Below are 26,826 nucleotides of genomic sequence, written 5' to 3' on the forward strand. Positions count from 1 at the left end.
TAATAATTGAATTTAATATTAAATGTCAATTTATTTGTTTAACCTTTTGACTTCCTTTTGTTGAAAATTAACAATGATACATTTACTGTTCCCCGCTATTTTATATTATGGGAAATTATAGTCAGTTTTATAACAATAATTAGAATTCATTAAGTTGGATATACAGTTTTATGGTCAGCAAGTATAATTAATTGTTTCTCGTTATGTTGAAAATGAATTTGTGCATCAGAGGAATAAAACCAGGTCTTCTCATTTTCCTTTACTTCAAAAATGTTTAACTCATCATTAAAGTCTAAAACTGTCGAAGCAGTTTCTTCATCAAAAGAGACGGAGATTAGCCAACGATCGTCTTGCTTTTCAATATTGTATATATTAGCCTGGTACAGCAATCTACTGCCAATAGAGTGACGAATCATCAACATTAAAAGTCACCCCCAGGTAAATCGATTAATAAAAAGAAACTATCTTGATTTCCCTGAATTGTAATTCCATGAATGTCGGTAATTCGGGCAGCGTCTCCTGACTTTAAAATAAAATCCTTATTTATTGAAATTTCTCCCTCAATATTAAAGACGTAAATTTTCCTGCCTGATTCCTGATTAAAGTTCAAAGTCTTCTTTCCATCTAATTGTGATAAATAAAGTGTTAAATCTTGATGGATTTCAGCTACTTGATCAGAGGCAGTATGAGAGATGACTGGTAGTAGTTGATTATGTAATTTTCTCATATCGTATGAAATGTCTTCGTATGAGGGTTTTAACCTTTTTTCATTTGGTGAAAACCATAGCTGTAAAAATTGTACTTCTTCATCATTTGAAGCGTTAAATTCAGAATGAAGCACTCCAGTCCCAGCAGTAATTCGCTGAATAATACCATGACTAATGGTTCCAGAGTTTCCTAAGTTGTCTTCATGTTTAAGCTGTCCCTTTAAGATAATTGAGACTATTTCCGCTTCACGATGCGGATGGATTCCAAAGCCTCGTCCCGGCTGGACGGTATCATCATTAAAAACCCGCAGTGGGCCGAATCCTAAATTAGTTGGATCATAATACTCGCCAAAAGAAAAACTTAGAGAACTTTCCAGCCAATCATTTTTTACTGTGTAGCGTGTACCTACAGGATAAAGTTCAATCAATGTGTGTCACTCCTAACTAAATTATTTATCTCAAACTAAAACATTTCAAATTAGAGATAATTTTAATTGATTAAGTTTTTTTGTCAACCTTATTAATATAATATTGTTTAATTTTTATCTATTTATATCAATTCTCAAAACTTATCATTTCTATTTACACTATATTAATTTTTTTATGTAGTACTCTACTGTAAATGCGATTTTAAGGTTGCATTCTTCTATCTACATTTTTTTTACCACTTCGATAATAACCAAAAACATAAACAGTACTGGTATTTAAATATAAATGACGATAGAGCTAACTAAGGTTAGGATGGAGCTCATCTTATCAACATCCGTTTTACTTTTGATATTAATAACAATAAAATAGATAATAATAATAGACATCCACAGTGACATTTTAGCTCTGAATTTAAAGGATTCTTTCAGGATTCGAACTCCTCCCCATAGTGCAATACAACAAGGTGGTAGAATCACTAAAAGCCAAGTAAAAATATAGATATATTCAAATCTTTCGACGAATGCGAAATTGATTATTTTTGACATGATAAGGGTTGGCCAAATCGTATGTTCAAGTTGTCCATGACTAAAATAAACTAATGATATGATTGTAATAAATAAATATAAAATCATTGTATAGGCCTGTGAAATGTGTGCCCATTTTTGGGAATTCTTATTATTTTTTACAAAAGGGTAATAAATTAGTAAAAATTCTGGTCCTGAATACATAAGTACACTATTCTTAGCTGAAATAAAAAAGTCATTCAAACTGTGATTAAAAACGGGTAATAAATTGGTCCAATAAGAATATTGTAACGGGAAATATAATGTTAATAAAAGTAAAGTAGGAATCACCACTCCCCAAAAACATATACCTGTGATAACCCTAAAGCCCCCAATTACAATATATGAAATCGCAAATATCAATATTGTAGTTAAGAACCAAATCGGCGTATATGGAAACACCCAAGTAATCAGAACTGATAAATAGGATCTAACGACAGTTGAAACAATTAAAAGCTATACCCATAAAAAAAAGATTTAAAATGCTACCTATCCATCTCCCAAATAGTTGTTGATGTAAGGAGATTATATCCCCGTTCTTTGATTTCTTTAATATGAAAAACATTATCCATATGATCAAATGAAAACTGATACCGACTAATACTAGTGAAACCCATGCATCCTGTTCTGCTCCTTTTATTATTTTGCTTTGAAAGCTTAATAAGCCTACGCCGGTTTACGTACTATGAATTAGAAAAAACAAAAAAAAAGGAGAAACAGTTAAACTTTCTTTAACTTGTATACTCATATCATCACCTATTCTTTTACTCACCGATCCCTGCTTGATAGAGATCCAATTTTAAATTTACATCCATAGCAATTGTTGGGTATACCTTTTCATAGAACTCTCTTTCGTTCCATTTCTTTGAATATGCTCTTGCTAAATCACCTATACCTAAAGGATCAACATGGTGTTCTTTAAGTAAAAAACTATGCAATGTCGGAATTGGTGTATTTTGATTTTTGTAATTTTGTTCAATCAGTTTATATAGGTAATTTATTGTTTTTTCCTTTACTTTTATTTATTAATTCTGTTGCTGGTACTTCTTAAATAGCGAGGTACATATTACTTCCAATTAGTGGATCCCTACAAATTGTCTTAACAAAATAAGACACTCCATTTTCCGCTAGCTCTTTACCAAAAATTAGAAGAATCAACTTTCCAATTTCTATCGGTTTGGGTGATTGCCGATTAATAGATTCTCTGATAATATGGGCTGTCTTTCCTTTTCCTTGTAAAGTAAAACTCCCCCCTTTTTTTTCAACCCCTGTGTAATCAGAATAAAGTGCTGTCCCGACATACTGATTATCTGCTTTGTCAAACCCCAGTATCGTTTGAAGTTGTACCTCATTAATAATTTTCTGCTGAGGATAAGTGCAGCCAGGAATAAAAATTAAAAGGGGCAAAACAGCCAACCTTATTATTTTCCGCTTTTGACTATTCATCGTTGATATCATCCTTAACCTTATTTGGTGTATATCTCTTAAATGAAAGAGGTCTTAATCTTAGCAATGTTATCCCCCCCGCTGCTGTACAACATAAGTAGTACCCGAAATTAATATAGCTTGTCCCAAAACAAGATGAGCATCTTTTTTTATACCATTTAATTTTGCTATACTTTCTCGTTTTGTTTTATATTGTAATGCAATTTTATTTAAGGTATCCCCTGATTGTGTTTCATGAATGACCTGAGCATTTGTTACGCTTGATTTATTGAAAACAAAAATCGATATTAAAATACACAATGCTATAATTTTGATCATTAATTTATCCCTTTTTATTTTGTATAAATAGTATTTGATTTTTGTTTGATAATTATATAAATCAATCATAAAACTTTATGATTGATTTATATTAGCCACTTCATTATAATGAAATTGTAACCAGGTTACTTTTTATACACATTTTTTATTTTGCAAGGTCTATTTTAAAAAATAAAACACACAGTGAGGTCATTAAAATGAGCTTATTAGAATCAAAAGTAATTCAAACACAAATAGAAAAAGAAATATTTATAGATAACATTTCAAATATGGAAATTGAAAGTATTAATTATCCAAAAAAAGGCTTTCCTTTTTATGAATTTCTGGTTGGCTTAGATTTAATGCGGATAAGAGAAAATGAATTTTATGGAACAGAAAGAAGGTACTTTGGAATACGAACCTCTGTTGATTTTCAATCTATTACCGTATTTGAACCGAATCAACAAAGTATTTTTGCTGTCAAGAATAAACAGGAAAAACAAGATGCAATTGAATTAATTGAGCATGTATTAATTGAATCTCCTAATTTTAAACACTTAGTAATGGCAATGATAAATGACATCCAACAAGCAAATGTAATCTGCGAAAAAGAAATTAAAGAATTAAAAACAAAGCTAGAATTATTAGAAAGATTATTAAAAATCCGTTATGAAGATGTTCAAATAGCCTTTCTAAGTTAAAAATGATTGATGATGTATAACCACTTTCTAATTACAATTAGAGATTCATAATGCAGGGAAAAGCTAAGACTAACATAGAGCTTTTCCCTATTTTAATATCATCTTCATTTTTAATAAGTCCACTATGGTTTGTTTCCTCTAATAATTAAAAAACAAATCATTTATGGCAATTCCTTGACAATTTTATGTACGGTGGGAGTTTTTTAAAATAAATTATGTATTTTTAGATTGTAATCAAATGAAACTTAGTTACAATAAGTATACAAGGAACAAAATTCAATCTAATTGAAAGAGGTGAGTGTTATTATGATTGAAGAAAAGGCAGAACTTTGTCCTGAGGTTGAAAAGACTTTTGAGTTAATAGGAAAAAGATGGACTGGACTAATCATATATGTATTATTAAGCGGACCAAAACGTTTTAGTGAAATCAATTTACTCATCCCTGATTTAAGTAAGCGGGTATTAACGGAAAGATTGAAAGAATTAGAAGAGCATGGGATTGTTTTACGTCATGTTATTCCAGAGCGCCCAGTTAGAACGGAATATTTATTAACTAAAAAAGGAAGCGAACTAGCAAAAATACTGGGACCCATTAGTCAATGGGCTGCCAACTGGATGAAAGAGAAATAAATGATTGGAATATAAATAAATATCTACAATCCCCAGAAAAGGCAAATGAAATCAAAGAAAGAACGATTTTAGCCGTAAAGGAAATGATCGAAAAATTTTAATTTACTTTGAAAACAACCCTTATCTTCACAAGATAAGGGTTGTTCAGATTGTCGACAAAAGGGGTTCGGAATGCTCACATTCCGAACCCCTTTTAGACTTTTTCTCGGTTTTTCAACCTATTTAGTTAGAGGGAGACCTCTCCGAGGTCTCTTCTTAGACCATTTGTGGACCTTGCCAAGTCCAGTTGGCCATTTTCTTTAAATTCATGGCAGCGAAAGTAAGCATCGGCTGCATCGACAATTTTTTAAGTCCCCTTAAAGTTGTCCAACGCATGCCATGCTTTTCTTTTGCATCTGCGAATACACGCTCTATTGTTTCTTTGCGTTTCGCATAAATTGGTTTTACATCTTTGTGATGACGGAGATGGTCTGCTTCTTCCACATATGCTTGCCAAATATGACGTGTCACCACTTTTTGATGGTCCTTACTTTCGGTACACTGTGCTAATAAAGGACATGTAGCACAGATGTGTTTCGGGGATTTGTACTCGCGATATCCCTCTTTATTCGTTGTGGAATATTTCAAGACCTCGCCCGCCGGGCACAGATAACAGTTAAAGTGTTCATCATACACATACTCGTGTTTTCGGAAGAACCCTTCTTTTGTACGTGGGCGTGTATATGGTAGAGCAGGAGTTATCTCGTTTTCTAATAAATAATTTGTAATGGCAGGTGTTTTATAAACTGCATCAGCCGCAACAGCTTCAGGTTTTCCGACATTCTCAACTACTTGTTCAACTAATGGCTCTAACATATTACTATCATGTGTATTACCCGGTGTCACAATCGTGCCTAGGACAAAACCGTTTCGGTCTGCGGCCGCATGAAATGAATAGGCGAACTGTTTTGTCCGTTCGTCTTTGACGTAGTAACCACTCTCTGGATCGGTTGTACTCTCTTTGATTTCTTTCGAATCATCCTTATCGAACTTATCAGGTGGGAATGGCTTTTTTCCATGGTCTTCCCGATCTTGATTGATCTCTTCTTGAAGGCGTTCTTGATATGCGCGTGTCTCTTTGCGAACAACTTTCTTTTCAAATTTGCGTTTATTCGCACTGGCTTTCACATGGGTGGAGTCAACGAAGACGTGCTCCGCACTAATCAGCTTTTTCTCGGTAGCTATCTTTAATATACGATAGAAGATCTGTTCAAATAGGTCTATATCTTTAAAGCGACGCTCATAGTTTTTTCCGAATGTGGAGAAGTGCGGTACTTTATCATGGAAGCCGTAACCCAAGAACCAACGATAGGCCATGTTTGTTTCAACTTCTTCAATCGTCTTACGCATTGAGCGAATACCGAAGGTATATTGAATGAAGGTCAATTTAATCAAGATGATTGGATCGATACTTGGGCGACCTACTTCTGAATACATATCTTTCACCAAGTCATAAATAAAAGAGAAATCAATTGCCGACTCAATTTTACGAACCAGATGGTTCGTTGGTACAAGCTGGTCTAAAGCAATCATTTCAATTTGATCTCGTTGAATAGAATTATGTTTCGAAAGCATTGTCATCACCTCAAGATTTTATTACTACTATTTTACAACAAAAAAACTGTAGGCAAGCTCGTTTTTTTCGAGTTTGTCTACAGTCTGAACAACCCTTATCTTCACAAGATAAGGGTTGTTTTTTAGAGTTTATTTAGAAATGCGTTTTAGTAATTCAGCTCTTTCTTCTTCGAACCCTGGTTTTCCAAGTAAGGCAAACATGTTCTTTTTATAAGCTTCTACTCCTGGTTGATCAAATGGGTTAACGCCCATTAACAAACCGCTAATGCCACATGCCTTCTCGAAGAAATACACCATTTCGCCAAATGTATATTCGTCTAATTTTCCCAGTTCCACGTATAGGTTTGGAACCCCTCCGTCAACATGCGCTAATACGGTACCTTGGAAGGCATTCTTATTGACAAAGTCCATGGTTTTGCCGGCAATATAATTCAAGCCATCAAGATTAGAAGCCTCTTCTTCAATCGTGATATCCAGTTTAGGCTCTTTAACTGATATGACTGTTTCAATTAAATCACGACGACCTTCCTGTACATATTGACCCATAGAATGAAGATCAGTTGTAAAATCCACCGAAGCTGGGTATAGACCTTTTTGATCCTTTCCTTCACTCTCACCAAATAGCTGTTTCCACCATTCTGAGACATAGTGAAGGGATGGTTCATAGTTAACAAGGAGTTCAATTGATTTTCCTTTTCGATAAAGGGCATTCCTTACAGCCGCATATTGATAGCTTTCATTTGTTTCCAAATCCGGATTATTGTATTTATCTGCTGCACCTGCTGCCCCTTCCATCATTTTGTTTATATTTAAACCTGCTGTTGCGATTGGCAATAAACCCACTGCGGATAAAACAGAATATCTACCTCCTACATCATCAGGAATGACAAAGGTTTCATAGCCTTCTTCATCGGCAAGTGTTTTTAACGCCCCTTTAGCGCGGTCTGTTGTGGCATAAATACGTTTTCTTGCTTCTTCTTTTCCATATTTTTTCTCTAAATAATCCCGGAATATCCGAAAAGCAATAGCTGGCTCTGTTGTCGTACCTGATTTCGATATGACATTAACGGAAATATCTTTATCCTTTATTACATCAAGCAAGTGAGAGAGATATGTAGCGCTAATATTTTGTCCTGCAAAATAAATTTGTGTTTTATTTCCTATTTGATTATGAAAGGTATGGGAAAGTGCTTCAATTGCTGCTCTTGCACCAAGATATGAACCTCCAATCCCAATAACAATTAAGGCATCGGAATTATTGCGAATTCTTTCAGCTGCATTTTTTATTCGTGCGAATTCTTCTTTATCGTAGTCATGCGGCAGGTTGACCCATCCAAGAAAATCAGAGCCTGGACCTTTTTTCTCGTGAAGCATATTGTGAGCTACCTTTACAAACTCACTAAGATTATCCACTTCACTCGTTTGCATAAATGATAGGGCGTTTGTATAATCAAATGAAATTGACATTTATTTTATCTCCTTTAATTCTGATTTAGCGTGCAGAGCGTTAGAATCTTACCGTCGAAGTTATCTAACGCTCTGAGACTTTTATAAGTTTTTAAAGAGCATTTTTCCAGTCCGCTGCAAATTTTTCAATTCCTTGGTCTGTTAAAGGATGTTTAGATAATTGCTCAATTACATTAAATGGGATAGTTGCAATATGTGCTCCCGCCAATGCGACACGAGTTACATGGTCTGGGTGACGAACAGATGCTGCAATGATTTGAGAGTCTAAATTCTGAACACGGAATAATTCAGCAATTCTTGAAACAAGTGCTACACCATCTTCGTTGATATCATCTAAACGGCCCAAGAATGGGGACACATAAGTGGCCCCGGCACGTGCTGCCAAGAGGGCTTGGTTTACGGAAAAAATAAGGGTGACGTTTGTTTTTACACCTTTTTTTGTTAGGTAGCGACACGCTTCTAAACCATCCAATGTCATTGGAAGTTTAATGGTAATATTTTTATCCCCGCCATTTATTTTGATGAGTTCATTTGCTTCAGCAATCATTTGTTCTGCTGTTAAAGCGTTTGGAGTTACTTCGGCAGATACAGACTCAACCTCGGGAACGGCATTTAGAATTTCTGCAATGCGATCTTCAAATTTAACTCCTTCTTTTGCGACCAAGGAAGGATTTGTAGTAACGCCTGATAAAACCCCGATTTTATAAGCTTTTTTGATATCGTCTAGATTCGCTGTATCAATAAAAAATTTCATGATGATTTCCTCCGATTTATATAATATATTTTATTTGCTTGCTTTTTCGACAGCATGTCCACCAAATTCATTTCTTAATGCAGCTACCACTTTTCCTGTAAAGGTGTCATTCTCTAAGGAACGATAACGCATTAATAATGACAAGGCGATAACAGGAGTAGCGGTTTGAAGATCCAGGGCTGTTTCAACCGTCCATTTCCCTTCACCTGAAGAATGCATAATTCCTTTAATTTCATCCAAATGTGGGTCTTTTGAAAATGCGTTTTCCGTTAATTCCATCAGCCATGAACGAATAACAGACCCGTTATTCCAAACTCTTGCTACTTTTTTATAATCATAGTCGAAGTCACTTTTCTCCAGTACGTCAAATCCTTCCCCTATGGCAGCCATCATGGCATATTCGATTCCATTATGAACCATTTTGAGGAAGTGACCGCTTCCAGCTTTGCCTGCATAGAGATAACCATTTTCGACGGATGTATCTTTGAAGATGGGTTCAACGATTTGCCACGCCTCAGGATCGCCGCCAACCATGTAGCATGCACCATGACGAGCACCTTCCATACCACCTGAAGTGCCTGCATCCATAAATCGGATCCCCAGTTCCTTTAATTCGTTATAACGCTGGATGGATTCTTTATAATGGGAATTACCAGCTTCAATGACAATATCCCCCTCGTTCAAGAACGGTAGAACCTCACCAATAACCGAATCAACAACGCCATGAGGGACCATAATCCAAACAATTCTTGGCTGTTCTAATGATTGAATAAGTTCTTTATAGCTCGAAACTCCTACAGCTCCGTTTTTTTTCATTTCTTCCACAGCTGTTGGGCTAACATCGAATGCTACCACTTCATGATTATGCTCGATTAGATTTTGTCCTAGGTTAAAGCCCATCTTTCCCAAACCGATTAATCCTACTTTCATCATTAATTCCTCCAAATTTATTTTTTACTTATTTAAAATACCTTTTGTAGTTTGAACCACATTTTCAGTCGTAAATCCAAAATGCTTCATAACGGCTTCACCATCTCCAGATGCACCGAATGTCTCAATTGATAATACTTTTCCATCAAAGCCAACAAAGCGTTCCCATCCAAATGAAATTCCCATTTCGATTGCCACACGCTTTGTAACCGAAGAAGGGAGCACAGCCTCTTTATAATCAGCAGATTGCTTGCCGAACAACTCCCAACTTGGCATTGCTACGATACGTACAGAAATATTTTCTTTTTCCAGTTCGGTTTTGGCACTCGCTGCCAATGAAACTTCAGACCCTGTTGCCATTAAGATGACGTCCGGGGTCGGATTGGTCTCTGTTAATACATAAGCGCCCTTAGATAAATTTTCTACATTCGCTTTTGTTTCATTAAATACCGGCAAGTTTTGACGGCTTAAGACCAAGGCGACTGGTCCTTCTGATTGTTGAAGCGAATACGCCCAAGCACTTGCTGTTTCATTCGCATCTGTAGGTCTGATAACAGTGAGGCCCGGGATGGAACGAAGGGCAGCCAAGTGTTCAACCGGCTCATGAGTTGGTCCATCTTCCCCAACTGCAATGGAATCATGTGTAAACACATAGATGACCGGAAGCTTTGATAAAGCCGCTAATCGAATAGAAGGACGCAGATAATCATTAAATACAAAAAATGTGCTAACAAAAGGCTTTAATCCGCCATGATAAGCCATCCCGTTTGCTGCTGCACCCATCGCATGTTCACGTACACCGAAATAAACATTACGAGCACCGTAGGATTCGACGGCGTAAATTTGTTCCCCTTTAATCTCAGTCATCGTGGAGTGGGAAAGGTCCGCACTACCACCAAAAATGGCTGGCACTGATTTCACAAAATGGTTAATAGCTTCCCCGCTCGCCACACGAGTGGATACAGCTTTTCCGGTGTCAAACGTTAGTATATCCTTCACATCGATGAGAACTTTTCCAGAAATCGCATTGGTTAACTGTTCTGCCAAGTCTGGATTCGCTTTTTGGTAAGAATCGAATAAATCGTTCCAACTTTGTTCCTTGTCGACTCCATTACGCTTTAATTGTTCAAAATGAGCCTTGACTTCCTCTGGAACGTGGAAATCTTCCTCATAAAGCCAATCATAGGCTTGTTTAGTCGCTTTCCCTTCTTCTGCTCCGAGTGGTGCACCGTGGGCCTTATTCGTTCCTGCAACCTTCGGACTTCCATATCCGATGATCGTTCTGATTTCAATCAAACTTGGCTGGTCAGTGTTTTGTTTTGCTGATTGGATGGCATTTGAAATGGCCTCAATATCGTTGCCATCTTCTACTCTTAAATAGTTCCAGTGGGCAGATTCAGCTCTTTTCTTGATATCTTCGGAGAAGGAAACGTTCAATTCACCATCAAGGGAGATATCATTGGAGTCATATAAGACAACCAGCTTTCCTAGCTTCATATGACCTGCCATTGACATTGCTTCATAGGAAATACCTTCCATTAGGTCGCCGTCCCCCACTAAGGCATAGGTATAATGATCAATCACAGGAAACCCTTCTTTATTAAACTTGCCTGCTAAATGTGCTTCCGCCATAGCCATCCCTACAGCATTGGCAATCCCTTGTCCTAATGGTCCAGTGGTTGCTTCTACACCTGGAGTATGACCGAATTCCGGATGCCCTGGCGTTTTGCTATTTAATTTTCTGAAGTTTTTTAAATCATCCATCGAGACATGATACCCAAATGAATGAAGCAAGCTGTATAATAAACTGGAACCATGTCCTGCAGATAAAACGAATCGATCACGATTAAACCAGTTCGGATTTTCAGGATTGTGATTCAAATGGTTCGCCCATAATGCATAGGCCATTGGCGCTGCCCCCATCGGGAGACCCGGATGGCCTGAGTTTGCAGAATTGACAGCATCAATTGATAAAGTTCGAATGGTTGTTACCGCTAAATTTTCAATGGTTTGTGACATGTCATTTTCCTCCTAGACAATTCCTTATTTCTGAAGTGATGTCTCTTTGTTTTCTTGATTTTTTTCATCTAACCACCATTTGAACCCATTTTCAGCTAATAGGGAATCAGCGGCATCTGGTCCAAATGAACCGGACCAATATTCATGTAGAGGCAGAAGATTTTCCTCAAATGCGTTCAGGATTGGTTGTACCCATTCCCACGATAATTCAACTTCCTTCCAATGGGCAAAGAATGTAGAATCGCCGATTAAAGCATCATAGATAAGTCTTTCATAAGCCTCAGGGACCCCTGAGCCATTGCGTACTGAATCTTCACAAGAAAAACTAATATTTACAGGTTCTATTTTCCCGTTCATTGGATTTTTACCATTCAATTGCAGAGCGACATTTTCATCGGGGCTGATTTCGATAATCAATAAATTAGGCTCCACTTTTTGATCTTGGTTATAATGAAGTTTTAACGTGTTTTTAAATTCGATGACGATACGGGTGGACTTTTCCTTCATTCTTTTCCCTGTCCGTATATAGAATGGAACTCCACTCCAAAATGGATTATCAATCCATAAACGGGCAGCGACAAATGTATCCGTTTGAGAAGACGGATTTACTCCCGGCTCATCTTTATAGCCTGACACCGACTCACCCTTCATCTCACCCGAAGAGTACTGTCCCCGGACAATATGGAATAGGACATCTTCTTTTTTTACCGGACGAAGAGCTTCCATCACCTTCCGTTTTTCATTTCGAATTTCCGTTGCGTTAATTTTATAAGGCAAGTTCATAGCGGTCATCATGAGCATTTGCAACATATGATTTTGCACCATGTCGCGTATTGCGCCTGCTTGATCATAATAACCAGCTCTTTGTTCAACACCCACAGTTTCACTAGCTGTAATTTGAACATTCGCAATATGATCTCTATTCCAGATGGACTGTAGAACTGGGTTCGCAAATTCAAGAGCTTCAAGGTTCTGAACCATTGGCTTCCCAAGGTAATGGTCGATTCGAAAGATCTCCTCTTCATCAAACGCACTGTTAAGTTTTTCATTTAGCTCGCGAGCAGATTGAAGATCATGTCCAAATGGTTTCTCGATGATTAATCGTTTCCATCCACTCGTTGCACCAAGTCCACTATTTTTAACATTAAACGCAATGATATCAAAAAACTCTGGTGCTACAGAGAGGTAAAACATGCGGTTTTCCGCAATTTGTAGTTCGTCTTCTCTTTCCTTAACCAACTGCAGTAATTTTTGATAATCCTCTGGTTTATTTACATCTAAAGAACTGAAACGAAAAGCGTCTAGAAAATCTCCCATTTCATCCGCTTCATGCTCTAAACGACGTGAAAACTCTAATACTGATTCTTTAATTTTTTCCTGAAAATCGAGATGTGATAAATTACCTCTACCAAGTCCAATAATGGATATAGGTTGAGGCAACTTCTGATTTAAATATAAATTGTAAAGAGCAGGGTATATTTTTCTCTTAGCCAAATCCCCCGTTGCTCCAAATAATACAAAGGTCATTGATTCCATATTTATATCTCCTCATTTTTGCAAATTATCATTATGCGCAATACTGAAGTTATTTTTTCTTTTCCGAACCCAACCTATTTTCGGAAATTAATGCCAACTTCCTTATTTCTATCCAAGGTAATAACCATATCGGCGATTCCGACAAACAATCCATTATCAACAACACCAGGAATAAGATTCAGGTCTCTTTCTAAATCTCCTGGATGTGTAATCTCATGGAAGCTGCAGTCAAAAATATAATGACCGTTATCCGTTAGATAAGGGCTCCCATCTTTTTGCCGTAATTTCGGAATCCCTCCAAGCTCTTGGATATATTTGCTTGTCATTTCAACTCCGAAAGGTACCACTTCTACAGGTAAAGGGAAGGATCCTAATTTTTCCACCGACTTGTGTGAGTCGGCGACAACTATAAAAGTGTTTGCCGCTTTCGCGATGATTTTCTCTCTTAAAAGGGCACCACCGCCTCCTTTAATAAGATTTAAATCAGGGTTTACTTGATCGGCACCATCTATCGCTACATCAATTCGGTCTATTTTATTGAAAGAAACCAATGGAATGCCAAGTTCTCTTGCCAAATTCTCTGTTTGTAAAGAAGTAGGGATTCCTTTAATAGAAAATCCTTGTTGAACTAATTTTGCAAGCTTAGAAATGGTATAAAATACCGTGGTGCCAGTACCAAGTCCAACTACCATTCCTTCCTTCACATAATCTACAGCTTTCTCTCCGACTACTCTTTTTTCATTCAAGCCCTTTACTCCTTTCATATAAAGACCTGAAGATTTATCGCCAATTTAATTTACCCATTGTTTCTTAATTTGTTCCGTTGCGATACTACGCATAATTTGTTTTTTAGGTGTATTTTTATGAACTATTACATTTGTTAAATAATTTTTCCCATTATAATTAAGTTTTACAGTTACTTCCACCATCTGTTTCACTCCTTAATCATTTTTAATTGTAATTAAAATTATTATAACCTAGTTATTTTTAGTAACTAAAGTTACTTTACGTAACCATAATAATTCTTGAATTAAATAACGTCAAGCAAAATATCTCAGAATCGAGATATTTTTTACCACCTCTATAAGCGACGACTCATACTAGATGGGGGCAAGGAAGACCCTATAATCCTTAACGATAGGCTGGTCAATTAAGTCTGATTGTACTGTAACTGATGTACTAACTAATCTAAACGTATTTACTAGAGCAGCAGTATTTGAAGAGCCAGAACCGTGATAAGTTTTGGAGGAAAATTCAGGTAAAATAAACACTGTATCCCCGAACTCGACTATCGCTGATCCGGCAACAGTATTGATCGTGATAGGTCCCCCTATATAATGATAACTTAAAAGACACAATTCCTTGTACAAGAATTGCGCCCGATTGCTTAAAAAGAAAAAGTCGTTGCTATACAAATGCTCACGACTTTTTCTGTAATAATAAAGATGAATTTAACTATGTGACATAGCTTTCTTGATGTAGTCAGAAAGCTGTTTATCAACCCCAAATTTCTCTCCTAATTCAGGATTCTCTTTATAATAACGTTCAGCTGCTTTGGATATCTCAGGATCCTTAAAAGACAACTTATCGAGGAATTCATTCCATCGTTTTGCCAATTGTGTTACGTCTAGGTTTTCAGGTGGTTTCCCCTTCTCATATTCCACACGTATCTTTGCAGTTATTTTAGACCATTCATTTACATACTGCTTTCTTTCCTCTAATCCAAACTGTTTGAACATATTTTCCTGTTGCTCTTGGGTAAAATATTTATCTTTACTCATATTAATCATCTCAATTATATTTATAAATTGTTCTGCCTTCACTTTTAGTTGACTGTTAAGCAATTCATATATTCTTTCCAAACGACTGAACAATTGTTCTTGTATCCGAATACACTCTTTTACACTTTCTAGCTGCACTTTTATAACTTCGACAGGATTAAAATTTGGATTTTCCATCATCTCTTTAATCTCATCCAAAGCAAAACCTAACTGCTTAAGTGACATAATTTGTTGCAGCTTGGCAATATCTGTTTCAGTGTAAATTCTATGTCCCTTATCAGAAGACTGCGAAGGAGAAAACTATCCAATTTTGTCATAATGTTGGAGCATTCGTACTGTAAGTCCGGTTTGCTTCGCTAATTTTCCAACTTTCCAAGTTTTTTTATTCAGAATCACCCCCTCATTTCGTACGAATTATTTTGGCCGGCAACATTACTATACAACCTGACATTGTGTTAGGTTCAAGTACCTCTTTAAAACTTTTTTTGGTTGTTTATATTAAAAACAATTTTCATAAAAAAAAGACGCCTTCTTATTTAAGAATTGCGCCTGAAAGGATTGCTTGTTCATATAACCCCTATAATTAGTTTTTATTTTACTCTATCTGCTAGAAACTCAAGACCAATCTGTTTGCGTGCTTCTTCTAAGATTCTCATAGTTATCATGGAATGGGCATGCGAATTGATATTTGATTCTAACTGACCAGTCTTAATTAACTTAATAAATTCATTTGTTTCATAATACATGATGTTGTTAGATTGAGGGAGTGTAATATCTTCAACGCGTCCATCTCGATAACGAATTTCTACTTTTTGTGGTTTATTGATATTATCAATAATAATGTTTCCATTTTCCCCTTGAATTTCAGAAGGTATATAAGAATCTGTTATTTTTGAATACATAATGACTGCGTCCATTTCTTTATATTTCAACAATAGACTTCCTTCTCCGTCTACACCTGAGTCAAGCATCAGCTGTATCAATCAGACGATAGCCTGCCATAAGAGCATCGTAAACGGCTTGTTCACATTCTTTTGGATCATTCATTTGAAACACACCAAAGCCAAGAATAGGCATCTCTACGCCATTGTTTAAGATTACTTTTTGCATCTAAAAATCCTCCCATTTTATAATAATATTCGTTAAGACATTCATTTTCATTAAAAGAATGTAATTACTCCGCTAGGAATTGTACTTTATTATTATGCAACAAATGATAAGGCAACTGATATCCAATTCCTATCAAATCATTGCCTAATCCTCTCGCCACCACTTTCGCCCATCTAAAGAGGATATAAAACGCCTGAAGGAATCCTATAAATAGAACAAGGAGCAGCGGCCTTAGACCACTGCTCCTTGTTTAATTTATTGCCCATTTACATTTCCCACCATGATGATACAGGAATAGAGATCGATTCGACTAAAGGAACCTTTTTCACCTGCTCTTTTTTTTCAAATAATAAAGACTCCTTTTTATTTCCTTTTCTACTTTTTGAAAAAACGTCTCCAAACCCTTATTAGCTCCACCCTCTAACACCCGCTGACCTGCTAAAGCGAGGGCACCTGTTACCTGTGCTTCAGCTATACAGTTTAGTTGGGTCGCCTTTTGTTGATCTTTAAGATAAAGTTCAGCTTTACCGGAAATTTCTCCGATATTACCACTTCCAATTACTTGTAATTGAAGGATGGAGGATGGCTTCTTCTCATGGAGTCGAATCTCTAGGACAAAATGATCTTGAATGGGGCCCATTTTTATCTCCACTTCAGCTTGGTATACACCTCTGGCCACTTCTGAAAAAGACTTACAACCAGGGAGTGAGTTCCGGAGCACCTTTTCATCCTTGATATATTTCCAAACAATGTTCCTTGGCAGCCCGAATGCGTATTCGTACTCGAATTTCACTGTTCCCCCTCCAATTGCCACAAAAATTACAATCAATTATATGTATTCAATTGGATTGTGAATGGTTAATAGGAACTGAATATGCTGTTTAAGGAAAAGATACCTGCTCTTTATTATCATTCCTTTTTTATGATTGGCCATCTAAGCGGTAGGAAAAACTAATCTCGCCGCAAAACCAAGAAATTTGTCTTTCACAACTATCACGATAAGGAATTCATCTCTTATTCTCCTGTTTTTTGTAATAAAAAACCTACTTCCACCGGGAAATAGGGTCTTACTCTTTTCAAATGAGTAAATGATATTTTATTGTGAGAGTAGCTGCTGCGCAACAATATAACCTGATCCGCCATTCACTCCATGCCCAGGCCAGGTTGCGGCACCGAGCATATAGACATTTGGAATAGCTGTCTGATGACCCGGCTGCCCTGGTAATGGTCTAAAAAGATAGCTTTGCGCCAAATCGTGCGCACCGCCGTAGGGATCCCCGGGTCCTGAGTTCGGGTTAAACCTGGCAATCGTATCCGGTGTGACGACGTATTTTCCGATCACCGCACTTGGGATGTTTGGTATATGTTTGCTCACCACATTTAGGACGCGTTCTGTGAACCGCTCGGTTAAATCATGCGTCCATGTACCATCTCCGACATCGATAAGGTTAGCCGCATCCCTACGCGGACGGATGGGCACTTCCAGCACTTGAATGCGCATGATTGCTTTTCCTTCCGGTGCTCTCGTTGGATCGAGGTTGGTAGAACAATCGACCGTAAAGGTAGGGTTGGACGGAAGCAGATTGGCCGCCCCCTGGGCAATCGCTAGAGTGAATCCGTCCAGTCCATCTGTTAGATGCGGCTGCCCGACACGGTTAAACCGTTTATCTGGCCAGTTTGGCGGCTCACTTAGAGCTAGATGAATTTGGACGCAGCCTCGGCCGTATCGATACTGTTTCGCTTGTGCTCGAAGTGGTGGTGAAATCTCCGTATCGGCCAAGAGCGAGAGATAGAGCTGATCAGGTGTGGTTGAGGCCACGACTGCCTGCTTAGCACGATATTTTTTCCCCTTTGAAGTTCGGACACCAACCGCTCGACCGTTCTCCACTAAGATCCGCTCGACATGAGTATGTGTAAGAATCTCGCCGCCTTGATCCTTTATCAGTTGAGATAATGCTTGAGCCAGTTTCTCACTGCCGCCTTCAGGTATCGGCATCCCGCCGCCCATCAGTGCCATCACGGTCAGGGGTACCCAAATCCCGCTTCCGACTTCATCCGGCGTGCGGCCAAGGTGTGTAACCCAGGAGGCCAGCATTGCCCGTGTCACTGGTGACTTTAAAGAACTGACGGTATTACGGGCGGTTGAAACTAGCGAGGCAGCGAAAGGCGAATAGCCCGCCCCTCCCCCTTTGTGAAGCAAGCGCTTCAGGATCGGTGCAGCTTTAGGACTAGAGAGATCCATATTGAATAATCCAAATACATCGTTAACATATGGATTTAACTGTTCAAACATGCTGGCCAGTGCTGCACCGTCTCCGGGAGCCAGCCGTTCCGCCTCAGCTATGAGACCTTCAAATGAACTCGGCAGGACAGCCGTTCGTCCGTCTTCCATCGAAACACCGGTCGGCAGGTCCGTATTTATGTATCGGAGCCCGCGTGCCTCTAGATCCTCTCTTAGTTCAGCGTAGGCTGGTCCGGTTGTAAAGAGAGGATGTGCAGCAGCAAACACATCATGTTTAAAACCTGGCAGCGTCAGCTCTTCGGTGCGCAGAAATCCGCCAGGGCGATCATTTTTTTCTAAAACTAGGACACTGCGGCCCGCGCGCGTTAAATAGGCAGCCGTAATTAAAGCATTATGGCCGCTGCCAATCATAATGACATCAAAGTTCTCCATCATATCTCTCCCTCTAATATGATCAATCCATATCTACGTAAAAAGATATTCTGGAGGATGGATTTAAGTACTAAATCTAGTACATTTTTCCAATTACTGAGGATGAACCTGTTATTAAAATAGTTTTCACTTTCTTCCTCCTAAACTTTTACCAATAAATCTATCTTATTTAGGGAGAACAAACTCTATGTCAATTTGCATATCAAAAAAACATCAGATGATGGGGTACTTCATTTACCCAAATGCAAAAAAGAACTGGCTCACGGTAAATGTAAGGCCCCATCATTTACCCAAATGCAAAAAAGAACAGCCTCACGGTAAATGTAAGACCCCTTTCATTTACCCAAATGCATAATATAAAGCTCTTACAGTAAATAAAAGACCCAGCCGTTTATTCAAAAAGGAAATAAGGTGCCACGCTCCATGAGGTGAACCAATGAGGAGCTGCACCTTTTTTTCTTTCATATTTATCGATCTAGAAACTTTTCGTAATCATCGAAGTGGCCTCTGTATGATGATTATCTCCCTTTAATAGGCCAGTTTATATAAAAGTTCAGTTAATAGTACAATCCCTGTTTCTAACTCTTCCAAACTCGTAAATTCTTTTGGAGAATGGCTGATTCCTTTTTGGCTCGGTACAAATAGTAAGGAAGTGGCACAGACGGCACCAAATACTTGGGCATCATGTCCAGCACCCGAGATCATTTCTTGATAGCGGTAGTTTTTCGCCTCTGCAATTTCACGGGCCCACATACACATCTCCCCATCCATCTTAACCGGCTTTACATCCATCCACTGGGAGATGGTCACTTCCATATTTAAGTTTTCAGCGAATCGTTTAAACTCCGCGAAAATCACGTCACAAAAATGGTCAATCACAGCGTCCTGATGATGTCGAATATCCAGGCTGAACTCTACCTCACCAGCGACTACATTCGGTACATTCGGATTGACGTTTAACCTTCCAACCGTTGCGACTAATTGCGGGTCAACAACTTGCGCTTTTTCTGTTAAAAAAGAAATAAAATGGGCGGCTGTGCTAACTGCATCCTTCCGATATTGCATCGGAGTCGTCCCCGCGTGGTTACTTTCTCCCTTGATTTGAACCGAATAACGGCGTTGTCCGACAATATGGGTCACAATCCCGATTTGATTCTTATTTTTCTCGAGAATCATTCCTTGTTCAATATGAATCTCCACAAACCGTTCCACATCATCCCGAACTGCAGGAGTATACTTTTCCGGATCAAACCCCGCTTGTTTCATCGCTTCTAAAAATGGAATTCCTTCTGAGTCCTTGACCTTTTTCACTCGGTCAAGGTTGTAGGCACCACTGATATTTCTCGACCCCCAAAAGGCGAGCGGAAAACGACTTCCTTCTTCTTCGCATAAAGAGACGACTTCTATCGTTTTCTTTGGGAGACCATAGGTTTGAAATAGCCTTAATACAGCGATGAAACTGGCAATGATTCCATAGGCACCATCGTATTTTCCACCATCAACTACCGTATCGATGTGAGAGCCGGTCAAGATGGTTTTCCCATTTGATTCTGAACCTGGTAATCTTCCAAATAAATTTCCGACACTGTCAAAATACGTATCTAGTTTCGATTGGTCCATTTTACTTTTTAACGCCAGCTGCGCATCGAGCCAGGATGGAGAATACAAAAGTCTTGTCACACCCCCATTCTCTGTCTTTCCAAACGAAGCAAGCCATTCAATCATTACTCCCACATGACCTTTTTCCAAAAACTTTTTGTCTCTTTGAATGGCCATCCACTTCACTCCTCAAAAATAATTATGTAATGTTATGTTATGATTCCTTTACTAAAAAAAAAGCCTATTTCCATAAAGAAAATAGACTCTAGAATCGATTGCACCTCTTATAAAAATTAAAACAACTTATTTATGTCATTTTTAGAAACCAATACCACCTTCCCCCGTTCATCTTCTTTTTTAATTTCGTACAAACCGTTTTTATAATCGTATATGATCGTATATACATCTCCAGCGAAAAGAACTTTGTCATTCGTGCTCATATGAAGCCCTCCCTAATATTTATATATAGATAATTTAATACAATTATCTTTGTGAGTCTCCATTTTTGTTAACTTATCTTACGTAATATTTACAAAGGAGAAAATCAATGTATGCGATTGTCGTCATTATTTAAGATTAATACCCTGCATAAATCCCTGCAGCCTTCGAATGAGACCTCCATTTCCAAATCGGATAAATTTCTGTTGGTCCTTCACAACCCCAAAATCTTTACTAAAATCTAAAAATTTCAATATGAAGATACGGCGATATTGAACGCGTTCAATTCCAATTCCGTAAAACCACTGGTCAATCGTATTATAAACTCCCTTATTTAACCCATATTGTGAATGACACCATTGAAAAAACTGTAAGTCCGGCAGATTTAGATATTCACTTTTTTCTAAGGAATTCTGTTTTGTTGTTTTTAAGTGAATCCCTACAGGACGAGAATTTGAGGTATGCATAATGAATATCCTCCTTTTAAGTATTAATGCGGTCCTATCAAAAGATTTATTTTATTGCGAAAAAATACACTTGTTAGTCTAGTAAAACTAGACTGGATCATGACAAGCAACCCAATGCCCTGAAGCAATTTCCCTAAATAGGGGCTGTTCCTCCCGACACCGGGCAGTCGCTGCTGGGCAACGAGTATGAAAACGGCATCCTGTTGGAGGATTAGCAGGAGATGGGATTTCCCCCTGAATGGAAATTCTTTCTCTAGGACGGGTTGGGTCGGCATGGGGTATCGAGTCAATTAACCCTTTTGTATAATGGTGGGCAGGATGCAAGAACATTTCTTCACTCGTTGCAATCTCAACCAATTGACCCAAATACATCACACCAATGCGATCAGATATATGACGAGCGATATTTAAACCGTGCGTAATAAATAGATAGGTTAAATCCCGCTTACGCTGTAAATTTTGTAATAAATTTACAATTTGAGCCTGTACAGACACATCTAACGCCGAAACCGCTTCATCTGCTAGAATAAACTGAGGATTAAGTGCGATGGCTCTTGCTATCGCAATCCGTTGACGCTGTCCTCCTGAAAATTCATGTGGATACTGATTGTAGCCATTTTTATTTAATCCAACTACATCTAATAACGCTCGGACTCTCGCCTCCTTTTCTTTCTCACTAAGTGATTCATGGACTCGAAGAGGTTCTCCGATAATGTCTCCTACTTTCCAACGAGGGTTTACTGAACCGTACGGATCTTGATAAATCACCTGCATATCCTTCCGCATTTCACGTAATTCTTTCGCACCAAGAGCTGACAAATTCTGTTCTTGAAAAAATACCTTTCCACTAGTTGCTTTCTCTAGCTGTAAAAGAACTCGCCCTAAGGTGGACTTTCCGCTTCCAGATTCTCCCACAAGTCCAAAAGTCTCCCCTTTTTCGATCGTAAAGGAAACCTTATCGACTGCTTTTACATGGGAAGGATTTCGCGAAAATACACGCTTGCCAATCGGATAAAATTTGCTCAATTCTTGAATAGTAAACAACGGTTGACGGGTTTGTTCTGATCCGGTTTGAACTACTTCTTTTTCAGACCATACGTCTGTGTTAATTTCTACTCTAGGCTGTTTCCAATTATCTGTTATGACTAGATCCTCTGCGTGCCAGCATGCGGTTTGGCGGCCATTCACTTCTAACAATGGAGGTGATTCGACAGAACAGCGTGCAGTTGCAAACGGACAGCGTGGATGAAACTGACATCCAGAAGGTAATTGGGATAACCCTGGAATAGACCCTTTAATGGAATAAAGTTTTTTACTTCGATCACTATCCATTGTCGTAATCGATTGCAACAACCCAAAGGTATATGGATGGTGTGGCAACTCGAACAATTGTTTGACGTCCGCATGCTCAACAATTCTTCCCGCATACATCACAATAATCCGGTCGGCCATTTCTGCAGCAACTCCCATATCATGGGTAATTAAGAGAATCGACATTCCAAACTCTTCTTTTAACTCTTGAAGAAGCCTAAGGATTTGTGCTTGTATGGTGACATCGAGTGCTGTCGTTGGCTCATCTGCAATCAGTAAGTCGGGACCACAGGCCAATGCCATGGCAATCATGGCCCGCTGCAACATACCTCCAGACAACTCATTGGGGTATTGTTTCATCCTCATTTCTGCATCCGATATACCCACCTGCTTCAGTAAATAGAGCGCGCGTGCCTTCGCTTCTGATTTACTAGATTGCTTATTTTCAAGGATCGTTTCAATAATCTGGCTTCCAATCGTAAAAACAGGATCGAAAGCGGCCATTGGTTCTTGAAAAATCATCGCCACTTTTTTCCCGCGAATGGAACGAAGCTTTTTTTGAGGTAGATGTGTCAGATCAATACCATTTAGTACGATACTTCCATCTGTTATCTTTCCATTTTCATAATCAATCAGTCTCATGATCGTTTTGGATGTAACCGTTTTGCCACTTCCTGATTCACCTACTATACAGACAGTTTCACCCTGGTGAATATGCAAAAACACATCTTTAATGGCTGTAAGGTCTCCATAATTATTCGTGAAATCCACTTTCAAATTCTGAATATCTAGCAGCTTCTCCATCTTTTACTCTCCTTCATCTCATTCTGCTTGTTTTCGGATCAAAAATATCCCGAAGTTTATCTCCAATAATATTTACCGAAAGGACAAAAAGAGTAATCGCTAGCCCAGGAAATGTGGAGATCCACCAACCCACTGTTAAGTAACCTCTTCCCTGGGAAAGAAGTGCCCCCCAATCAGGGATTTCTTTGATCACGCCAAGTCCAAGAAAGCTTAATCCTGAACCCACTAAAATGGATGTTCCCAGACCAATTGTCCCCATGACTAACAGTGGTGACCAAGAATTCGGCAATATATGCCAAAGAAAAATCCGCCATTTAGGCGTACCAATCGATCGAGAGGCATCCACATATTGACGTTTTTTAATACTCATCATTTGTCCTCTCATCACACGGGCATACCCCGGGATAGACGCAGCCGCAACAGCTAAGACAATATTAAACAAGCTTGGTCCGAGCACAGCAGCAATGGCTAATGCCAGAAGAATACCAGGAATCGTCATCAAGATTTCGATAAACCTCATAAAAATGACATCAATTAAACCACCAATATATCCCGCAAGAGCACCTATCGCCCCACCTATTAATCCTCCAATAACTACTGAAGCAGCACCAATAATGAGCGAATCCCCGCTCCCATAAACAACAAGACTAAACACATCTCTCCCAAAATAATCTGTCCCAAACCAGTGGGCTGCACTTGGGGCACTTAATATAAGTTCAGTGTTCATAAATGTTGGTGAATAAGGTGCGATCCATTTAGGAAATAGCGCACAAGCAATAATGAAGAACACAATAAAACCAGAAACATAGATAAATAGGTTCGATACGGAAAAGTTTGTTTTATATTTGGCAAAATTCCATTTTGGTATCTTTAGTACTGCTTTGGTATTCGTCACTTCTCTCATCGTCATCACCCCTTTTTTTGATGGTCTGCCTTTTACTGAGACCTGCGTACTCGTGGGTCAATAATTGAATACGAAAGATCCACTAATAGATTGACAATCACATAGACTATGGCGCTAAAGAAGACAACACCTTGAATCACAGGCAGATCTTTCGCCATGATCGCATCGGCCACAATTCTCCCAATTCCTTGTCTTGAAAATACGGTTTCAATTACCACTGTACCAGCCATCAGTTCTCCGATATTCAGACCAATAATCGTAATAGCTGGAATAAGTGCGTTACGAAGGGCATGACGATACATGACGACCCGTTCTGATAGACCTTTCGCACGCAGCGTGACAATAAATTGCTCATTAATCACTTCCAGCATACTATTTCGAACCATCCGAATAATTAATCCTGCCCCGACAAAACCAAGTGAAAGTGATGGCAGCACGATGGTTTTCCACCCCTCTGACCCCATAGCAGGAAACCAGTTCAATGAGACTGAAAATATAAGAATGAGTAAGATTCCTGACCAAAATGTTGGCATGGAAATTCCAAATAATCCAATTAAACGAGCGATGAGATCCATCCACTTATTCTGATAAATCGCTGAAAACACCCCGAACGCAACCCCAATCACAACAGAAATAACCGCGCTAGCAAAGGTTAATGCGAGTGTTGCAGGAAAATGTTCTAAAATCTTAGGAAGGACTGGTTCGCTATTCATTAACGATTGTCCGAAGTCTCCTTGAAGAATATTGGTAAAATAGTGGATAAATTGCATGTAAAACGGTTGATCGAGCCCCAATTCCTTGCGCAAATTTTCAACCATTTCGGGTGTTGCAACAGAGGGATCAATCATAGAGAGTACTGGATCCCCCGGAAGCAAATAGTTGATGCAAAAGACAAGGATTAAGGAGCCTATAATCGATACAAATGCAGTCGAGATTTTTAAAATCATCTTATTGACTAATGCCACATATATCAGCTCCTCTACTCTTTATTTTCCAATCGTTACATCGTTAAACAATGGATAACCTAATGCATCAAATCCAATTCCATTTACCTTCTTTGATGCAGCAACTGTGTACGGGAATACATAAATAGGTAAAATCCATGCCTCTTCAATAATTTTTTGCTGCACTTTTTTATAGATTTCTTCCCTTTTTGTTGAATCCGATTCTATTGTTCCTTGTTCCAATAATTGATCCAATTCTGGGTTTGATCCTCCACCTAACCCTTTAAAGGCCGCCTCCTGTTCTGGAGTTTGTGTATGATATATGGCACGCAGCGCATTTGGATCGGAATTTACTTGGCTATTTCCATACAAATCATAGTCCGCGTTTTGATAGACGACTGAGGCAACATCTTTGGTAATATTAATTTCCACTGCAATTCCGATCTCTTTCAATTGTTGTTGAATGATTATAGCGATATCATTTCGTTTCTCCCGGTTAGGAGACCCATCAACATAATTCAATGCCAATCTCTTGCCGTCTTTTACTCGAATCCCATCTGCTCCTTTTTCATAGCCAAGTTCATCAAGGAGTTTATTTGCCTTTTTAATATCCGGCTTTACACTGCCTTCTAGCGATTGATCGTACCCTAATATTCCTGGTGAAAGTGGTGACCAAGCTCTTGCATACGTGTTTAGGTAGAGCGTTTTAACAATCGCATCCACGTCAACCGCTAGCTGCACTGCCTTCCGAACCTTTACATCATTCCAAGGTTCTTTCCTTTGGTTGAAAAAGAGCGTATACGGAAGCCCGAGTGTATTCACTTGGAGCAATTGAGTTTTTGGATCATTTTTTAACGAAAGAATATTTTGTGGCGGTACCGTTTCGGCTGCGAGAACTTGCTCACTTTGTACACTGCCAATTCGAGTTGCTTCCTCTGGGATAATTTTAAAAGTAATTTTATCTATCTTAGGAGCACCTTTGTTTTCTACGATAGATGGAGCCCATTTGTATTCATTATTTTTCTCCACTTGAATGTCTGCATTTTCTGTCCAACTGACAAATTTATACGGTCCCGTTCCTACTGGATTTTTACCAAATTGATCTCCATATTTCTCTGCCGCTGTTGGCGATACAATCCCTAGTAAACCTTGACTGAGATTACTTAAAAACGATGTAGAAGGGGTGGAAAGGTTAATTTTGATCGTATACTCATCAATGACTTCTGATGATTCATATGGTTGGATTAACGCTAACGCATTGGCCGCTTTTGTTTTGGGATCAATGATCCGGTCATAATTGTATTTCACAGCTTCGGCATTAAAGGGTGTCCCATCGTGAAACTTCACATCCTTGCGCAGCTTAAAGGTATAGCTTTTTCCATCATCCGATACAGTCCATTCTGTTGCGAGCCATGGTTGAATCGTATTGTCCGGTGCTAGCACAACTAAACTATCAAAAATAGTTCTAAATGCACGAACCGCTACCGCTAAACCGCTGCGATGAGGATCCAGCGAATCTGGTGAAGTAGCCAATGCATATGTAAGCTCTCCACCTATAGGCGCCTTCCCTTTATTCTTGCCGTTGGTTTCATTGCTGCTGCTCGTACTTGCACCACTGGAGCAACCCGCTAATAGGAGTACAAGAACCGATGTAATCGTGAATAATTTCGTCCAATTTGCTAATAACTTCATTTCCGATTC

General features: G+C 38.6%; 28 protein-coding genes and 4 pseudogenes. 2 read left to right on the forward strand and 30 right to left on the reverse strand.

The window, feature by feature from the left end; translation table 11 throughout:
- Positions 1-149: 149 nt before the first annotated feature.
- The 7 genes and pseudogenes from COE25_RS20150 to COE25_RS20175 all read right to left on the reverse strand — a co-directional run bounded on the left by COE25_RS20150 (position 150) and on the right by COE25_RS20175 (position 3,463).
- Positions 150-422: a hypothetical protein gene (locus COE25_RS20150; RefSeq protein WP_098933873.1), complete on the reverse strand. Its 273-nt coding sequence runs from the start codon at positions 420-422 to the stop codon at positions 150-152.
- Positions 422-1,135, reverse strand: coding sequence for a pirin family protein (locus COE25_RS20155; RefSeq protein WP_098933874.1), 714 nt, complete (start codon positions 1,133-1,135; stop codon positions 422-424). Before COE25_RS20155 ends, COE25_RS20150 begins: the two co-directional genes overlap by 1 nt.
- A 276-nt stretch (positions 1,136-1,411) precedes the next feature.
- Positions 1,412-2,149, reverse strand: coding sequence for a GerAB/ArcD/ProY family transporter (locus tag COE25_RS32325; protein WP_098933875.1), 738 nt, complete (start codon positions 2,147-2,149; stop codon positions 1,412-1,414).
- Positions 2,130-2,360, reverse strand: a pseudogene (locus tag COE25_RS32330) (GerAB/ArcD/ProY family transporter); the annotation flags it as partial. The gene COE25_RS32325 and the pseudogene COE25_RS32330, both read right to left, overlap by 20 nt.
- 103 nt (positions 2,361-2,463) lie before the next feature.
- Positions 2,464-2,721 carry a Ger(x)C family spore germination C-terminal domain-containing protein gene (locus COE25_RS32335; RefSeq protein WP_180247563.1) on the reverse strand — a complete coding sequence of 86 codons (258 nt, stop codon included), beginning with the start codon at positions 2,719-2,721 and terminating at the stop codon, positions 2,464-2,466.
- Between the two features lie 25 nt (positions 2,722-2,746).
- On the reverse strand, positions 2,747-3,145 hold the full coding sequence (locus COE25_RS20170) for a Ger(x)C family spore germination protein (protein ID WP_098933877.1): 399 nt from the start codon (positions 3,143-3,145) through the stop codon (positions 2,747-2,749).
- A gap of 69 nt (positions 3,146-3,214) precedes the next feature.
- Entirely contained in the window at positions 3,215-3,463 is a 249-nt protein-coding gene (locus COE25_RS20175; RefSeq protein WP_098934040.1) for a LysM peptidoglycan-binding domain-containing protein, read from the reverse strand.
- 197 nt (positions 3,464-3,660) lie between these two features.
- Between COE25_RS20175 and COE25_RS20180 the strand changes: the two genes are divergently transcribed.
- Both COE25_RS20180 and COE25_RS20185 read left to right on the forward strand, forming a co-directional pair.
- Positions 3,661-4,143, forward strand: a complete 483-nt coding sequence (locus COE25_RS20180; RefSeq protein WP_098933878.1) for a hypothetical protein — start codon at positions 3,661-3,663, stop codon at positions 4,141-4,143.
- Positions 4,144-4,449: 306 nt separating this feature from the next.
- Entirely contained in the window at positions 4,450-4,773 is a 324-nt protein-coding gene (locus COE25_RS20185) for a winged helix-turn-helix transcriptional regulator (protein WP_180247557.1), read from the forward strand.
- A 255-nt stretch (positions 4,774-5,028) separates the two neighbouring features.
- Here COE25_RS20185 and COE25_RS20190 read toward each other — a convergent pair whose 3' ends face one another.
- The 23 genes and pseudogenes from COE25_RS20190 to COE25_RS20285 all read right to left on the reverse strand — a co-directional run bounded on the left by COE25_RS20190 (position 5,029) and on the right by COE25_RS20285 (position 26,817).
- Positions 5,029-6,387 (reverse strand): IS1182 family transposase, encoded by a 1,359-nt coding sequence (locus COE25_RS20190; RefSeq protein ID WP_098933879.1) that lies wholly within the window; start codon positions 6,385-6,387, stop codon positions 5,029-5,031.
- A 129-nt stretch (positions 6,388-6,516) separates the two neighbouring features.
- Positions 6,517-7,854 carry a glucose-6-phosphate isomerase gene (locus tag COE25_RS20195; protein ID WP_098933880.1) on the reverse strand — a complete coding sequence of 446 codons (1,338 nt, stop codon included), beginning with the start codon at positions 7,852-7,854 and terminating at the stop codon, positions 6,517-6,519.
- Between the two features lie 91 nt (positions 7,855-7,945).
- Positions 7,946-8,608, reverse strand: coding sequence for a fructose-6-phosphate aldolase (gene fsa / locus COE25_RS20200; RefSeq protein ID WP_098933881.1), 663 nt, complete (start codon positions 8,606-8,608; stop codon positions 7,946-7,948).
- A 30-nt stretch (positions 8,609-8,638) separates the two neighbouring features.
- Entirely contained in the window at positions 8,639-9,538 is a 900-nt protein-coding gene (gnd, locus tag COE25_RS20205; RefSeq protein ID WP_098933882.1) for a phosphogluconate dehydrogenase (NAD(+)-dependent, decarboxylating), read from the reverse strand.
- Between the two features lie 24 nt (positions 9,539-9,562).
- The gene (gene tkt, locus COE25_RS20210) at positions 9,563-11,557 is read right to left on the reverse strand and encodes a transketolase (protein ID WP_098933883.1); all 1,995 of its coding nucleotides are present in this window, start codon (positions 11,555-11,557) and stop codon (positions 9,563-9,565) included.
- A 24-nt stretch (positions 11,558-11,581) separates the two neighbouring features.
- Complete coding sequence (zwf, locus tag COE25_RS20215) at positions 11,582-13,093, reverse strand: glucose-6-phosphate dehydrogenase (RefSeq protein WP_098933884.1); 1,512 nt, start codon at positions 13,091-13,093, stop codon at positions 11,582-11,584.
- Between the two features lie 74 nt (positions 13,094-13,167).
- Complete coding sequence (rpiA, locus tag COE25_RS20220) at positions 13,168-13,839, reverse strand: ribose-5-phosphate isomerase RpiA (RefSeq protein WP_098933885.1); 672 nt, start codon at positions 13,837-13,839, stop codon at positions 13,168-13,170.
- Positions 13,840-13,884: 45 nt separating this feature from the next.
- On the reverse strand, positions 13,885-14,022 hold the full coding sequence (locus tag COE25_RS20225; RefSeq protein WP_098933886.1) for a BA3454 family stress response protein: 138 nt from the start codon (positions 14,020-14,022) through the stop codon (positions 13,885-13,887).
- 171 nt (positions 14,023-14,193) lie between these two features.
- The gene (locus COE25_RS20230; protein WP_180247558.1) at positions 14,194-14,463 is read right to left on the reverse strand and encodes a spore germination protein; all 270 of its coding nucleotides are present in this window, start codon (positions 14,461-14,463) and stop codon (positions 14,194-14,196) included.
- Between the two features lie 81 nt (positions 14,464-14,544).
- Complete coding sequence (locus COE25_RS32140; RefSeq protein ID WP_306572798.1) at positions 14,545-15,054, reverse strand: TipAS antibiotic-recognition domain-containing protein; 510 nt, start codon at positions 15,052-15,054, stop codon at positions 14,545-14,547.
- 3 nt (positions 15,055-15,057) lie between these two features.
- A pseudogene (locus tag COE25_RS31725) lies at positions 15,058-15,159 on the reverse strand (MerR family transcriptional regulator); the annotation flags it as partial.
- Between the two features lie 15 nt (positions 15,160-15,174).
- Positions 15,175-15,270 carry a MerR family DNA-binding transcriptional regulator gene (locus COE25_RS32340; RefSeq protein WP_373605365.1) on the reverse strand — a complete coding sequence of 32 codons (96 nt, stop codon included), beginning with the start codon at positions 15,268-15,270 and terminating at the stop codon, positions 15,175-15,177.
- Positions 15,271-15,464: 194 nt separating this feature from the next.
- A pseudogene (locus COE25_RS20240) lies at positions 15,465-15,848 on the reverse strand (oxidoreductase); the annotation flags it as partial.
- Positions 15,847-15,984 (reverse strand): annotated as a pseudogene (locus tag COE25_RS20245) (aldo/keto reductase); the annotation flags it as partial. The pseudogenes COE25_RS20245 and COE25_RS20240, both read right to left, overlap by 2 nt.
- Before the next feature lie 325 nt (positions 15,985-16,309).
- On the reverse strand, positions 16,310-16,777 hold the full coding sequence (locus COE25_RS20250; protein ID WP_088087155.1) for an SRPBCC family protein: 468 nt from the start codon (positions 16,775-16,777) through the stop codon (positions 16,310-16,312).
- Between the two features lie 303 nt (positions 16,778-17,080).
- Entirely contained in the window at positions 17,081-18,661 is a 1,581-nt protein-coding gene (locus COE25_RS20255; protein WP_218964333.1) for a phytoene desaturase family protein, read from the reverse strand.
- A 525-nt stretch (positions 18,662-19,186) separates the two neighbouring features.
- Positions 19,187-20,434 carry an allantoate deiminase gene (gene allC, locus COE25_RS20260; protein ID WP_098933889.1) on the reverse strand — a complete coding sequence of 416 codons (1,248 nt, stop codon included), beginning with the start codon at positions 20,432-20,434 and terminating at the stop codon, positions 19,187-19,189.
- A 116-nt stretch (positions 20,435-20,550) separates the two neighbouring features.
- Positions 20,551-20,697, reverse strand: coding sequence for a hypothetical protein (locus tag COE25_RS30925; protein ID WP_179195791.1), 147 nt, complete (start codon positions 20,695-20,697; stop codon positions 20,551-20,553).
- Positions 20,698-20,823: 126 nt separating this feature from the next.
- Complete coding sequence (locus COE25_RS20265) at positions 20,824-21,162, reverse strand: hypothetical protein (RefSeq protein ID WP_098933890.1); 339 nt, start codon at positions 21,160-21,162, stop codon at positions 20,824-20,826.
- Between the two features lie 87 nt (positions 21,163-21,249).
- The gene (locus COE25_RS20270; protein WP_098933891.1) at positions 21,250-23,277 is read right to left on the reverse strand and encodes an ABC transporter ATP-binding protein; all 2,028 of its coding nucleotides are present in this window, start codon (positions 23,275-23,277) and stop codon (positions 21,250-21,252) included.
- Between the two features lie 13 nt (positions 23,278-23,290).
- On the reverse strand, positions 23,291-24,181 hold the full coding sequence (locus tag COE25_RS20275) for an ABC transporter permease (RefSeq protein ID WP_098933892.1): 891 nt from the start codon (positions 24,179-24,181) through the stop codon (positions 23,291-23,293).
- Between the two features lie 32 nt (positions 24,182-24,213).
- Positions 24,214-25,128: an ABC transporter permease gene (locus tag COE25_RS20280; protein ID WP_098934042.1), complete on the reverse strand. Its 915-nt coding sequence runs from the start codon at positions 25,126-25,128 to the stop codon at positions 24,214-24,216.
- Positions 25,129-25,167: 39 nt separating this feature from the next.
- Positions 25,168-26,817, reverse strand: a complete 1,650-nt coding sequence (locus COE25_RS20285; RefSeq protein ID WP_098933893.1) for an ABC transporter substrate-binding protein — start codon at positions 26,815-26,817, stop codon at positions 25,168-25,170.
- Between the last annotated feature and the right edge of the window lie 9 nt (positions 26,818-26,826).

The organism is Bacillus sp. AFS031507, assembly GCF_002584635.1.
Lineage (GTDB): Bacteria > Bacillota > Bacilli > Bacillales > Cytobacillaceae > Neobacillus.

Excerpts from the sequence above, each read along its gene's own strand:
- gnd (WP_098933882.1), bottom strand. The coding sequence starts at position 9,538 with ATGAAAGTAGGATTAATCGGTTTGGGAAAGATGGGCTTTAACCTAGGA.
- COE25_RS20255 (WP_218964333.1), bottom strand. The coding sequence starts at position 18,661 with ATGATGGAGAACTTTGATGTCATTATGATTGGCAGCGGCCATAATGCT.
- COE25_RS20170 (WP_098933877.1), bottom strand. The coding sequence starts at position 3,145 with ATGAATAGTCAAAAGCGGAAAATAATAAGGTTGGCTGTTTTGCCCCTT.
- COE25_RS20280 (WP_098934042.1), bottom strand. The coding sequence starts at position 25,128 with ATGATTTTAAAAATCTCGACTGCATTTGTATCGATTATAGGCTCCTTA.
- COE25_RS20190 (WP_098933879.1), bottom strand. The coding sequence starts at position 6,387 with ATGCTTTCGAAACATAATTCTATTCAACGAGATCAAATTGAAATGATT.
- COE25_RS20265 (WP_098933890.1), bottom strand. The coding sequence starts at position 21,162 with ATGCATACCTCAAATTCTCGTCCTGTAGGGATTCACTTAAAAACAACA.
- COE25_RS20195 (WP_098933880.1), bottom strand. The coding sequence starts at position 7,854 with ATGTCAATTTCATTTGATTATACAAACGCCCTATCATTTATGCAAACG.
- COE25_RS20180 (WP_098933878.1), top strand. The coding sequence starts at position 3,661 with ATGAGCTTATTAGAATCAAAAGTAATTCAAACACAAATAGAAAAAGAA.
- COE25_RS20185 (WP_180247557.1), top strand. The coding sequence starts at position 4,450 with ATGATTGAAGAAAAGGCAGAACTTTGTCCTGAGGTTGAAAAGACTTTT.
- COE25_RS32140 (WP_306572798.1), bottom strand. The coding sequence starts at position 15,054 with ATGATGGAAAATCCAAATTTTAATCCTGTCGAAGTTATAAAAGTGCAG.
- COE25_RS20285 (WP_098933893.1), bottom strand. The coding sequence starts at position 26,817 with ATGAAGTTATTAGCAAATTGGACGAAATTATTCACGATTACATCGGTT.
- zwf (WP_098933884.1), bottom strand. The coding sequence starts at position 13,093 with ATGGAATCAATGACCTTTGTATTATTTGGAGCAACGGGGGATTTGGCT.
- COE25_RS20270 (WP_098933891.1), bottom strand. The coding sequence starts at position 23,277 with ATGGAGAAGCTGCTAGATATTCAGAATTTGAAAGTGGATTTCACGAAT.
- COE25_RS30925 (WP_179195791.1), bottom strand. The coding sequence starts at position 20,697 with ATGAGCACGAATGACAAAGTTCTTTTCGCTGGAGATGTATATACGATC.
- tkt (WP_098933883.1), bottom strand. The coding sequence starts at position 11,557 with ATGTCACAAACCATTGAAAATTTAGCGGTAACAACCATTCGAACTTTA.
- COE25_RS20150 (WP_098933873.1), bottom strand. The coding sequence starts at position 422 with ATGTTGATGATTCGTCACTCTATTGGCAGTAGATTGCTGTACCAGGCT.
- COE25_RS20225 (WP_098933886.1), bottom strand. The coding sequence starts at position 14,022 with ATGGTGGAAGTAACTGTAAAACTTAATTATAATGGGAAAAATTATTTA.
- COE25_RS20275 (WP_098933892.1), bottom strand. The coding sequence starts at position 24,181 with ATGAGAGAAGTGACGAATACCAAAGCAGTACTAAAGATACCAAAATGG.
- allC (WP_098933889.1), bottom strand. The coding sequence starts at position 20,434 with ATGGCCATTCAAAGAGACAAAAAGTTTTTGGAAAAAGGTCATGTGGGA.
- COE25_RS20175 (WP_098934040.1), bottom strand. The coding sequence starts at position 3,463 with ATGATCAAAATTATAGCATTGTGTATTTTAATATCGATTTTTGTTTTC.
- fsa (WP_098933881.1), bottom strand. The coding sequence starts at position 8,608 with ATGAAATTTTTTATTGATACAGCGAATCTAGACGATATCAAAAAAGCT.